Here is a 12,116-nt window from a genome sequence, read left to right on the forward strand (position 1 = left end):
GGAACGACGATCCGAGGAGCGCCCCGGCTTGTCCGGATTTCGCGTCGTGGAGCTGCTCGTCTCGCGCGCGCAGTGGCAAATCGTGCGCGCGGTCCGCGAGGACGGCGAGGCCCTGCTGCTGAAGATGTCGGTCGGCGACGATGCGAACGTGGGCGTCCTCGCCGAGCTGGAGCGCGAGCACGCCGTGACGCGGGCCCTCGACGCTCCCGGCGTCCTGGGGACGCGAGGCGTCGAGCGCCACGGCTCGCGGCTCGTATTGGTCTACGAGTCGTTCGCGGGCGCGCCGGTCCGGGTCGGCGATCCGCGCTGGCGCGACGAGGCGGCGATCCTCGAGCTCGCCATGGCCGCGACGGAGACGCTCGCCCGCATGCACGCGGCCGGAGCGATTCACTCGAGCCTGTGCCCCGAGGCGCTGTGGGTCGACGCCGGCGGGACGGTCAAGCTCACCGAGCTCGCGCGAGCCAGGGTGCGCGGGCTGCCCGGGCCCGCGGTGGCCGAAGCGCTGTCGGGACCGATCGAATTCATCGCCCCCGAGCAGAGCGGGCGCACGCGCAGCAAGCCCGACGCCCGCGCCGATCTGTACACCCTCGGCGCCGTGCTCTACGCCCTCCTGAGCGGGGCGCCGCTGTTTCACGGCGAGGACCCGCTCGAGCTCCTCCACGCGCACCTGACCCGGCTCCCCGAGCCGCTCGCTCACCGCGCGCCGCGCGTGTCGCCCGCGCTCGCGGCGATCGTGCACACGCTGCTGGCCAAGAACCCGGAGGACCGCTACGCCGGGGCTGCGGCGCTCCTGCTCGATCTGAAGGCCGTCGCCACGCACCCGGCCGACGCGGTGTTCGTCCCCCGCCGCGAGGGCGCGGCGGCCCCGCTGCGCCTCCCGGACAGCCTCTACGGCCGCGACGACGCGCGTCGACGGCTGCGCCAGGCGTTCGCCCGCGCGGCCGACGGCGACAGCGCCGTCTGCCTGCTCGCGGCGCCCTCGGGCGGCGGCAAGACGGCCCTCGTGCACCACCTCGCCGCCGACGTCGCCGACAGGGCCCGATTCGCGGCCGGGAAGTTCGAACCTCAGCGCAGCAGCGAGCCGTTCTCGGCGCTGACCCAGGCGCTCGGAGGTCTCTTGCGACATGCCCTTTCGAGCAGGGAGTCCGAGGTCGCCGCGTGGCGCGAACGGCTGCGGCGAGGCGTCGGCACCGGCCTGCCCGTGATCGCCGAGCTGCTGCCCGAGGTCCAGGCCATCGTCGGCGTGCAGCCGCCGCCAGCGCCGCTGTCGGCCAACGAGCGCCTGCAGCGGCTGCAGTTGACGCTGCAGCGCTTCATCGCCTGCTTCACCGCGGCCGAGCGGCCGCTCGTGCTGTTCCTCGACGACCTGCAGTGGGCCGACGTGGCCAGCCTGCGCCTGTGCGAGACGCTGGCCGCGAGCGTCGAGGTGCGGCACCTGCTCGTGATCGAGGCCTTCCGCGACAACGAGGTCGCTATCCAACCGCAACTGCAGGCCCACCTGGCCGCGCTGCGGGCCGCCACGCCGGCGCCGGTGGAGGTCGTGCTCGGAGCGCTCGACGTCGAGGACATCGAGCAGCTCTTGCGCGACGCGCTCGGCGGCAACGGCTCGCTCCGTCCGCTCGCAGAGGAGATGCTGCGTCGGACCGGCGGCAACCCACTGTTCGTGCGCGAGTACCTGCGCTTCGTCCACCGCGAAGCCCGCCTGCGCTTCGATCCAGACGCCGGTACGTGGACCTGGGCGCTCGCTCAAGTCGACGCCGCCAGCGTCCCCGAGACCATCGCCGAGCTGTTCGGAGCCACCCTCCGCAAGCTGCCCCCCTCCACCCTCCGGGCGGTGAAGGTCGCGGCCTGCATCGGCGCCCGCTTCGACGTCGACCTGCTCGCCCAGGTCCTCGGCTGCGACGCGTCCGAGGCCGTCCTGCGCCTCGAACCCGCCCTCGCCCTCGACCTCGTCGCCGACGCCGGGCCGTCGGCCATGCGCTTCTTCCACGACCGTGTGCGCCAGACCGCCGACGCGCTCGTCGACGAGGACCTCCGCCCCGCGCTCCACCTCGCCATCGCCCGCGCCATGCTCGCCCGGGTCGACGCCGCCGACGAGTCGCCCGAGGCGCTGTTCGACCTCGTCGCCCACCTCCGCCACGCCGAGCCCGAGCTGCACGACCCGTCGCTCCGCCGCCGCGCCGCCGAGCTCCACCTGCACGCCGCCCGCCGCGCCCGCGCCAGCGCCAGCTACGACGCCGCGCTCGCCCACGCCCTCGGCGGCCTCTCGCTGCTGCGGAGCCGCGCGGCGGTCCAGGACGGCGACCGGTCGCATGAGCCGACGACCTGGGTCGCCGGCGACGCGCTCTGCTTCGAGCTGCACTTCGAGCAGGCCAACTGCGAGTACCTGCGCGGCGCCTTCGACCGCGCCGACGCCTGCCTCGACGCGCTCGCCGCCCGCGAGCTGTCGCCGCGCGAGCGGGCCCACGTGCATGCGCTGCGCGTGACCGTCCACGTCACGACCGGGCGGATCCACGCCGCGATCGAGGCAGGTCGTCAGGGCCTGCAGCTCCTCGGCGTCGAGCTGCCCGATGGCCCTGAAGCGCGCAAGGCGGCGGTCGCCGCCGAGCTGTCGGCGATCCAGGACGAGCTGGCGAGCCGACCCTTCCTCGCGCTGATGGATGCGCCGCCGCTCCAGGACCCCAACCTCCGCGCGGCGCTCGAGATCCTGCAGGAGCTGCTCACGCCGGCCAACATGACGATGCCGGACCTGTACGCGCTGCTGATCACCAAGCAGGTCCGCCTCACCATGGATCATGGGCACACCGACCTGTCGGCGTTCACCTACGTGATCTTCGGCTTTTTCCTCGCCACCGTGCGGCGCAGCTACGTCGAGGCGGAGGCGTTCGGCCGCTTCGCGCTCGAGCTCAACGAGCGCCGGGGCAGCGCCGAGCTGCGCTGCCGGCTCGGCTTCGTGTTCGCCTCGTACACCCACTTCTCGCGCTCGCTCCCGGAGGTGGTGAGCGACCTCCAGCGCGCGCGCCGCGACGGCCTCGAGTCGGGCGACTACAACTACCTGTCGTTCGCGTGCAGCCACCAGATCATCGCCATGCTGAGCCTCGGGCGCCCGCTGCCCGAGGTCGCCGCGGCGACCGACGAGGCGCTCGTGTTGATGGAGCGGACCCGCGTGGCGTCGTCGCGCGCCGTGCTGACCGTCGCGCGCCAGTTCGTCGCCGCGCTGGTGGGCGACACCGTCGCCCCTCACGCGCTGTCGGACGCCGGCTTCGACGAGGAGTCGTTCCGCGAGCGCCTGCGTCGCGACAGCCTGACCTTCGCGCTGCGCTGGTACTACATCGCCAAGCTGCTGCTCGGCGTGCTGCTCGGCCGCCCCGAAGAGGCGCTCGCGCTGCTGCGCGAGGTCGGTCCGGTGATCCAGGCCGGCTACGGCTTCTACTTCACCACCGAGCTTCCGCTGTTCGGGGCGCTCGCGGCGGCCGCGGCGGCGGGCGGCTCGCTCGGCGTCGACGAGGCGCTGCGCGCGTGGATCGATCCGTTCCACGACCAGCTCGTCGAGTGGTCCGAGTTCGCCCCCGAGACCTACGAGCACCGGGCGCGGCTGGTCGCCGCCGAGCGCGCGCGGCTGTGCGGCGACGACGAGCGCGCCAGCGCGGCCTACGACCAGGCGATCCGGCTCGCCGTCGACAACGGGTTCTCGTGGCACGCCGCGCTCGCGGCTGAGCTTGCGGGGCGCTACTTCATCGCGCGCGGCCGGGTCCAGATCGGTCAGATGCTCCTGCGCGACGCCAGCGAGCGCTACGCCCGCTGGGGGGCGCATCCCAAGGCGGCGCTGCTCCGCCGGGATCTGCCGCACGTCGCCGCGGTCGAGCCGACGGCGGCGTTCGTCACTCGCGCCGCCCAGGCCGAACTCGACCTCCGCAGCGTCTTGCGCGCCTCGCAGGCGTTCGCCGCCGAGCTCCGGTTCGAGGACCTGATCCACACCGTCATGCGGATCGTCGTCCTCACCGCCGGGGCGAGTCGCGGTGTGCTCGTGCTGCAGGAGCACCACGGCCTCGCCGTCGTCGGCGAGTTCGCGGCCGACGACGGCGCCCGGACCCTGCTCGCTCTCCAGCCCCTCGAGGCCTGCCCGCACGTCCCCGCGGTCCCGATCCGCCTGACCTTCCGGACAGCCCAGATCGTCAGCCTCGACGACCCCGACACCGCGGCCGCGCTCGCAGCCGACCCGGTGATCGCCCGGCTGCGCCCGCGCTCGCTGCTGTGCCTGCCGCTCGCGCTGCGCGGCCAGCGGCTGGGCGCGCTCTACCTCGAGAACCGCGTCACCGCCGGCGCCTTCACCCCGGCGCGCATCGAGACGCTCCACCTCCTGAGCTCGCAGATCGCCATCTCGATCGAGCATGCGCGCATGGTCGCGCGGCTGCAGGAGGCGCGCGAGGCCGCCGAGTCGGCCAGCCGGGCGAAGAGCACCTTCCTCGCCAACATGAGCCACGAGCTGCGCACGCCGCTCAACGCGATCATCGGCTACAGCGAGTTGCTGTCCGAGGTCGCCGAGGAGCGTGGCGACGTCGACTTGCTCGCCGACACCGGACGGATCCGGCGCGCCGGGTCCCACTTGCTCGGGCTCATCAGCGACATCCTCGACCTGTCGAAGATCGAGGCCGACAAGCTCGAGATCACGGTCCAGAGCTTCGCGGTCGCCCCGCTGGTGGACGAGGTCGCCGACGCGGTGCGTCCGCTGATGCAGCGCGCCGGCAACGCGTTCACGGTCGAGGTCGCGGACGCGCTCGGGGACATGCGCAGCGACCCGGTGCGCGTGCGCCAGGTGCTGCTCAACCTGCTCAGCAACGCCGCCAAATTCACGCAGGCGGGCACGGTGACCCTGCGAGTGCGCCGCGACGGCGAGCGAATGATGTTCGCGGTCGACGACACCGGCATCGGCATGACGGCCGAAGAGACGCAGCGGGTGTTCGAGGCGTTCCACCAGGCGGACAGCTCGGCCGCGCGGCGCGCCGGCGGCACCGGCCTCGGTCTGACCATTACGCGTCGCCTCTGTGAGATGCTCGGCGGGCGAATCTCCGTCGTCAGCACACCCGGTCAGGGATCGGTGTTCACGATCGAGCTCCCGGTGACGAGCTCCGGCGCGCTCCTCGGTGCGTGAACCGGGTATCATGGGACCATGCTCAGGCTCTACTACTCAGCCATGACCTCGGCCTTCCGTTGCCGCTGGACGCTCGAGGAGACCGGTCTTGCCCATGAGGTCGTCCACCTCAGCCTCGCGCGCGCCGAGCACAAGTCAGCCGAGTACCTGAAGATCCACCCGCTCGGCAGCGTGCCGGCACTCGTCGACGGCGATCAGGTCGTGCTCGAATCGGCGGCGATCTGCATGTACATCGCGGAGAAAGATCCCGAGCGCCGACTCGTGCCCCCCGAGGGGTCGATCGCCCGCGCGCACTACTATCAGTGGATCTTCTTCAGCATGACGAACATCGACAGCATGGTGCATGGCCCCTACCTGCGGGCATTCCCGCGGCCGCCCGAGCTGCGCAGCACCGCGGCGACCGACGACGAACGGGCTGCCCTGCGCCGCTACCTGAACCTGCTCGACGACCGCCTCGCGGCCGGCTGGGTGCTCGGGCAGCATTTCACCACGGCCGACATCATCCTCGGCGGCTTGCTCGAATGGGCCGACGTCTGCGGCCTGCTCCGCGACGCCGGCCCCGCCGAGGGCTACCTGGCCCGCCTGCGCGAGCGCCCGGCGTTCCGGCGCGCCGCCGACTGACGGTTCACGCCGCCGCGCTCGCGCGAGAATTCGTGTTCGTTGCAGCCCTCTACGGGCTCGCCGACGAGCTCGCTGCGAAGTGATGATAACGGCGAGGATCGCGTCGTCGTCGCCCTGCCGCGACGCTTCCCTCCGGCGCCGCTCGCACGGGCTCGCCGAGCTCGCGGTTCGGCTGGGTCTGAGCGGGGACGTGACGCCCGACGGCGCCCACGCCACCATCGCCACCCGCATCGACCACTACAACAACCACCGCCTTCACAGCGCGATCGGCTACGTCAGCCCGCGCGACAAACTCCTCGGACGCGAGACCGAGATCTGGGCCGGCCGCGATCGCAAGCGAGAGGCAGCCCGAGAGCTCCGACGCAAGCGCCGAGAATTGGACCACCTCGGCACCCCCGCGTAACTTCTCTCGACCCTCCACTTCACCCTCAGCGTCTCCGTTCGTCAACCCACCCTCTGTCCCGTTCACGCTGAGCCAATACAATGTCGGGGAGCGCGCCGAGCGTGACATCTTCGTCGTGGAGACACGCACGTCCTCCTCGAACCTCACGCTGGCGGTCCTCGCCGCCGTCGGGCATGCTGAGCCCATGGCTTGGATCGTCTGGCGAAGCATGCATGCATGGGGCGTCGCTGCGGGGCTGCTGACCGGCTGCGGACCCGGAACCTCCACAGTGACCGGCACCGACTCGAGTGACAGCACCGCCGCCGAGTCGAGCGCCAGCGACACGGGGCCGGGCACCGATTTCCCCGACCCGACCACCTCCGGCGCGACCGAAACCGGCGCGACCGAAACCGGCGCGACCGACCCGAGCCCCACCGACGCGACCTCGCAGTCGACCGTCACCGTGACCAGCGGCCCCGACACCGATGGCGGTCATACCGACGAGACCTCCGACACTGTCTCGATGCCCGACCCTGGCGTCCCCCTCGGCCGGTTCACCTGCGAGGGCGCCCGCTGGAGCTTCGTCGAGCCGACGCTGAGCCGGCCCGGGCACGCCCGCATCGACTCGCGCGGGCACATGCGCGTGACGAGCTCGGGGTCGGTCCTCGATTTCGACATGGACGGCAACCTGGTCGGCCAGATCGACCCGCCCAAGCCGTGGGGCTGGGGCGGCATCGACGCAGCCGACAACCTCTACGTCTCGTTCCGCGACGAAATGGCCGGGCGCAAGCGGCTGCGCAAGTTCGACGTGACCGGCGCGATGCTGTGGGAGAACGATCGCGGGCCCCTCGACAGCGACTTCTCCGGCCGGGTGACGGTCGCGCCCGACGGCACGACGCTGGTCAGCGACAAGTTCAGTGACCGCCTCGAGCGCTACGACGCCAGCGGCGCGGTGATCTGGGACAAGGTGATCGCCGACAAGCCGTTCCGCGAGCCGTCGGCCATGAACTCGGCCGGCGTCGCCGTCGCGCTGGGCCACGGCGCCGACGGAGCCGTCCTCGCCCTCGCGCCCGACGCGAGCGTGCTGTGGGAGCACCCGTTCTCGAGCCAACCCGAGGCTCTCGCCGACATCGACGAGAGCGGCCACGTGGTCGCGGTGACGCGCGACTGGCCGGCCCGGGTGATCCGCCTCGCGCCCGACGGCGCGCAGCAGTGGTTCCTCGACCTGGAGGCTCCGGAGCTCGTCGATACCTACGTCGGCGCGATCGCCACGAACGACGCCGGCCAGACCGCCCTGGCCTTCAGCGGCACCCTGAACGGCGCGGCCATGGCCATGGCCATGCGGCTCACGCCGAACGGCGACACCGAGGTCCGCGTCTGTGACTCCGCCAGCGAGGCCCAGGCGATCGCTATCGACGAGGCCGGCGTGATCTACCTGGCCGGAATCGTGTGGGCCGAGGACGGCGAGCACCTGTTCGCTACCGCCCTCGATTGATCGCAGCCCCGCGGCGGGCCGCGGGGCTGCGGACGGCCCGCACCTGTACGCGGTTGCGAGCGGCGCGCGGGCGCGAATCGTACGACCCGGGCAGACCTCGGCCTGCGGCAATTCAAACGACCCCGGCCGCCGTGCGAGCGGTGGCCGCGTCCTACGATTCCATGTCGCGTAGTCCGACGCGCGTCCGATCGCCCGCGCCTGGTGGACGGCGCGAGGCACCACGACCAGCCCGGGCGAGACGACCGCCGTAGAGACCGGCGAGACCCACGAGACCACGAGCTCATGGATGGCGAAGCCGTGCGAGCCGCGAGCGCTCCGAACGCCGGCGCGAGCGAGCGCGTCGGCGTCCGGGGCTCGCTCGGCGCGCGAGGAGTCTAATCCTCGCAGCAGAGGGTGCCGGCCCAGTTCTCGCTGGTGTTGATCGCGCAGCCGCCGAACCATTCGTTGGTGGTGTCTTGCCAGCCGCACTTGAGCCAATTGCAGGTGTTGCCGAGGAGGTCGGTCTGCGTGTCGGTGCAGACCCGCATCGGCGCCGCGCTGCCTCCGCAAGCGGTACCGCTGCCCTGCGGGAAGGCGCTGCAATTGTTGGTCCCGCCGGACGCGCTGCGGTCGAGCGCGTCGTCGGTCCAGTAGTGGTAGAGCGGCATCTCGTTGGCGGCCGCGTTCTTGTTGTGGTACTCGAGCGCGCTGCACGTGTGGAAGCCGGTCGCGCACAGATTTTCTCTGTTGGCGAAGGTCACGCTGCCGGCGCAGCCGAACATCGTCTGGTCGTAGAAGCGCTGGATCGACTTGACGTCCGCGCTGCGGGCGCAGCCGTCGTCGCCGCCCGGCGGGACGGCCGAGACTCGGATGTCGTTGTACGCTTCATCGATGGCACCGCTCGGGTCCGGGCCGCCGTTCGCGTAGAACAGATAGGCCGTGTCATGCTGGGGAAACAGGACGATCCGCGAGCGAGCGTGGGACCCGTCCAGGGGCAGCGCTCCGCCGTGGTCCATGCTCGACCACTCGAAGCCGGTGGTCGAGCCCTGCGCGATGTGCCAGCCGTACTCGTAGTCCCAGGTCGACGTCATGGCAGCCTCGCGGATCGGCCGTACGGCCGCGTTGCGGTTCCGCATCATCTGCGTGGCGTACCGAGCCCAGTCCTGCATGTTGATCGCCATGTTGCCGGCCCCGGTGTAGAGGCCGTACGGATCGGTGTTCGGGTCGGCGAGGGTGTAGGGCGTCAAGGTCGCGCCGCTGGACCACATGTAATGGCCGGTCGACAGCAGCGGGTGCGTCGAGAACGAGAAGTACTGCTCCCACACGGCTTGCTGCGCGGGGGTGCCCGAGAAGCCCGACGGGCTGCGGGCGAGCTCGGGCGGCCGCGTCCACAGGAACGAGGCGTCCATGTCCCAAGGGTCGACGAATTGCGACTTGACGTAGTTCTTCAGCGGCTGGTTCGTCCAGTACTCGACGATCGCCTGGGCGAAGTGGAAGCCCACGTTCGAGTAATCCTCCACGCCCACCGAGCCGTCCGTGCAGGCGGCGCTCCCCGCGAAGTGGATCGCCTTGGCGCGAAGGGCGGTCTGGGAGTTCAGGTTCTGCCATCCGCTCGGCCAGGCGACGTTGCAGCCGGTGTCGTTGAAGCCGGCCCGGTGCGCCACGAGAGACCGCAGAGTCGCTTCGTCGGTGAGAGTCGTGCTGTGCCAGGTCGTCACGAACGGCGCTGCTTCCCAGAGCGGGGTGTCCCACTCGAGCGTCGAGTTCTGCTCGATCAGGTACGAGAGCGCCAACACCGTCATGTTCTTGCTGTTCGACCCGATGTTGAAGACGGAGTCGTCGTCGATGACGTCGGTGTTGTACTTGTTGAAGCCCGACCTGCCGAACGCTGCGATGTGATTGCCGCGGACGACCGCGACCAGCATGCCCGACGTCTCGGGGCTCGCCGACGGCGGCGTCAGATCGGCCAGGTAGCTGTCGAGGTTGATCACGGACGGCAGCGTCTGCGGCACCGAACGGCTCGGCTTTGTCGGCTCGCGCAGGTCGCCGATCTCGAGGGCGGGGGCCGTGGGCTCGGCGGCTGCGGGCCCGGCGTCGTCGGCGTCGGCTTCGCCGGCGGCGTCCGGATCGCACGCAAACATCGGGACGAGAGCACACGAGAACAGAGCGACGGAGGCCGTCGTGATGACATTCTTGCTGATGCGCATGTTTACCCTTGTTGTGTAGTTACCGCTGTTGTGTAGTTTACCATTAACCGAAAGAACATTGGACCAGCGGGCGCGAGCAGTCGAGTCCACGACTCGATATTGCGAAATAGGGAGTCAGCGCCATGCCCGCTCCTTACCACGTGCAGTCTGCCGTCGTCCGCTACATCGGTACCCCGCGAGCCCGGAGGACAGCCGATTCTCGTGACTTCCTCACATGCACGCCGGAGTCTCGCCCCCACAGTCCGACACCAAGCAGTCGGCGTCGCCGCTACTATCTACACCCCACAGGCTGCGCCACGTGAGGATATTCCCCCTGTTCGTGGGTTCAATGCGGATCGCCTGCGAGTTGTAGGTGACCTGGTCGGAGCATTCATAGGTCGACCCGTCCCACTCACAAAAGGCATCGGAGCCGCCATCAGCCGACGTACACGGGCTGCGGTGGATGCCCCAGATCCAGGGGCCATCCGTCTCGTACGAGTAGTAGGGACCACCGCTGTGCCCCCCGCTGGTGTCATGCGCAGTGGCGAAGACCCGCTCCTCGCCGCTGACCGGATCGGGCGCGCGGAGCTTGCCGGACACGATATTGCGCGTGAAGCTGTCGCCGAACAGGCGGTTCGCCCCCCCTCCGCTCCACAGCGTGGGATCAGGCCCCCACGCGTTACACGTCAAACCTGCACCTGGAACCCCGTTCGCCGTGTCGATCTGCACGGGGTAGCCCCTATTGTACAGGTCCTTGGCCTGCAGCGCCGCGTCGGCCTCGTACCCGTAGCCCATCCAATCGTTGACGAGCCGGGACTCGACGATGACCAGCGCGTAGTCGAACAGTCCGGCGTCCGAAGCGCCCGCCGCCCATTCCGGCGGGACGTAGACGCGCTCGACGGGCGCGGAGCCGACACTCGCCGCCCCGGCACTGAACCCCGGGAACCACTGAAGGCTGCCGAAGGGACAAGAACCGCCCCGGGGCCATACACAATGAGCAGCAGTGAGTACGTGGACGGGCCCGATCTGGGTCCCGGTGCACCCGGCGCCGTTGCCGAAGGTCCCGATGATGTTGAACGGGTATCCGCTCGACGTCACACACCCTGCCGTGCTCGTCGGCGCGAAGCAATCGCGAGTGTCCGCGCTGCCGCTGACACCCTCCAGGGGGTCCACTGGAGCGGCCGAGAGCGTCGCCCTTTCTCCGTCGAGGACCCCTGGAGCAGCGGTGCTGCGGGACAGGTCTGGCGGCGCCCCCTCGACGACGCCGGGGTCGACGACGGCGCGGCTAGGACGTCCGTAGCCCTCCTTCTCGGCGAGAGCTACCAGGCGCTCGCGGAGGTCACGGGCGAGGAGCGGGATCTTCGTGCCGCTCGCCAGCGTGTGGAAGGTCGGCTCGCGGAGCCCGAGCTCGTTGCCGATCCAGGATTCGCGCGCATCCAGGGTCGTGAGCTCGGGATTTTCGATCGTGTTCGGGTCCCCCGCGAGCGGGAGCTCCGACGAGACGATGGCCTGCTCCCCTTGGACGGCGGGCTCGCACGCGAAGAGCGGAAGTGTGAATGAGAAAAGTGGAAGGTGGCGCGCGAAACCGTGAAATTTGTTCACGCCAAGGTAGTGATCGAGGGCCCCAGTTTGTTCGGTTGGTCGTCACGATTTCGTCAGGTCCTGAACGGTGCCGCGAATCGCGCGGAAGTACGAGTCGAGCCCGTGCAGTGTCTCGTCGGCGAGCACCGGGGTGCCGGACATCGCCTTGACGGCCAGGCGCAGGCGTTCGCGAGCTCGGCTGACGCGCCCCCCGATGGTCCCCGCGGGGACATCGAAGATCTCGGCGAGCTCGCGCGCCGTGAGGGCCTCATAGTCCTTGAGCTCGAGCAGCAGCTGATCGTCCAGCGAGAGCGAACGGAGACCCCGGATGAGCAGCGCCTCGTGTTCCCTGAGCGCGAACAGCGACGTGATCGAGCGCTCGACGTGTTCGATGTCGACGCCATCTTGCGCCGGATCGAAGCGCTCCCGGTCGCGTCGGCTGCGACGCAGGTGCTCGACGAGCTTCCATCGCGCGATGCCGAAGAGGTAGGTGCGCACCGAAGATTCGCCGCGGAAGCGGTCCTGGCGGGCGCAGAGGGTCTCGAACGTATCTTGCGTCAGGTCGGCGCTCGCCTGTTCGCCGACCTTGCCCCAAAAGAACATGAAGAGGGGTCGATAGTGACGCGCGACGAGCGCCTGGCCCGCGCGTCGATCGCCCTCCCGCCACCGCTCGAGGAGCAACTCATCTTGCATGCGGGCCACGATAACCCAGCCATCGTT

At 70.3% G+C, this 12,116-nt stretch carries 7 protein-coding genes; 4 read left to right on the forward strand and 3 right to left on the reverse strand.

Features of this window, described 5'->3' with window-relative positions:
* Positions 1–28: 28 nt before the first annotated feature.
* From OV090_RS06735 to OV090_RS06750, 4 genes are all read left to right on the forward strand, one after another.
* On the forward strand, positions 29–5,152 hold the full coding sequence (locus tag OV090_RS06735; protein ID WP_267702673.1) for an AAA family ATPase: 5,124 nt from the start codon (positions 29–31) through the stop codon (positions 5,150–5,152).
* A gap of 42 nt (positions 5,153–5,194) precedes the next feature.
* A complete protein-coding gene (locus tag OV090_RS06740; protein WP_267702674.1) occupies positions 5,195–5,773 on the forward strand; it encodes a glutathione S-transferase family protein in 579 nt (192 codons plus the stop codon).
* Between the two features lie 190 nt (positions 5,774–5,963).
* Positions 5,964–6,176: a hypothetical protein gene (locus tag OV090_RS06745; RefSeq protein WP_267702675.1), complete on the forward strand. Its 213-nt coding sequence runs from the start codon at positions 5,964–5,966 to the stop codon at positions 6,174–6,176.
* 184 nt (positions 6,177–6,360) lie between these two features.
* Positions 6,361–7,650, forward strand: a complete 1,290-nt coding sequence (locus OV090_RS06750) for a hypothetical protein (RefSeq protein ID WP_267702676.1) — start codon at positions 6,361–6,363, stop codon at positions 7,648–7,650.
* A 374-nt stretch (positions 7,651–8,024) separates the two neighbouring features.
* Here OV090_RS06750 and OV090_RS06755 read toward each other — a convergent pair whose 3' ends face one another.
* The 3 genes from OV090_RS06755 to OV090_RS06765 form a co-directional block, all read right to left on the reverse strand.
* Positions 8,025–9,836 (reverse strand): serine hydrolase, encoded by a 1,812-nt coding sequence (locus OV090_RS06755; RefSeq protein ID WP_267702677.1) that lies wholly within the window; start codon positions 9,834–9,836, stop codon positions 8,025–8,027.
* Positions 9,837–10,046: 210 nt separating this feature from the next.
* A complete protein-coding gene (locus OV090_RS06760; protein WP_267702678.1) occupies positions 10,047–11,417 on the reverse strand; it encodes a trypsin-like peptidase domain-containing protein in 1,371 nt (456 codons plus the stop codon).
* A gap of 42 nt (positions 11,418–11,459) precedes the next feature.
* Positions 11,460–12,089, reverse strand: a complete 630-nt coding sequence (locus OV090_RS06765) for a sigma-70 family RNA polymerase sigma factor (protein ID WP_267707072.1) — start codon at positions 12,087–12,089, stop codon at positions 11,460–11,462.
* Positions 12,090–12,116 lie beyond the last annotated feature (27 nt).

The organism is Nannocystis sp. RBIL2 (genome assembly GCF_026626745.1).
In the GTDB taxonomy this organism is placed as follows: domain Bacteria; phylum Myxococcota_A; class Polyangia; order Nannocystales; family Nannocystaceae; genus Nannocystis.

What these genes read in the sequence shown, in the direction of transcription:
- OV090_RS06740 (WP_267702674.1), top strand. Translation starts at nt 5,195, where the DNA reads ATGACCTCGGCCTTCCGTTGCCGCTGGACGCTCGAGGAGACCGGTCTT.
- OV090_RS06750 (WP_267702676.1), top strand. Translation starts at nt 6,361, where the DNA reads ATGGCTTGGATCGTCTGGCGAAGCATGCATGCATGGGGCGTCGCTGCG.
- OV090_RS06755 (WP_267702677.1), bottom strand. Translation starts at nt 9,836, where the DNA reads ATGCGCATCAGCAAGAATGTCATCACGACGGCCTCCGTCGCTCTGTTC.
- OV090_RS06765 (WP_267707072.1), bottom strand. Translation starts at nt 12,089, where the DNA reads ATGCAAGATGAGTTGCTCCTCGAGCGGTGGCGGGAGGGCGATCGACGC.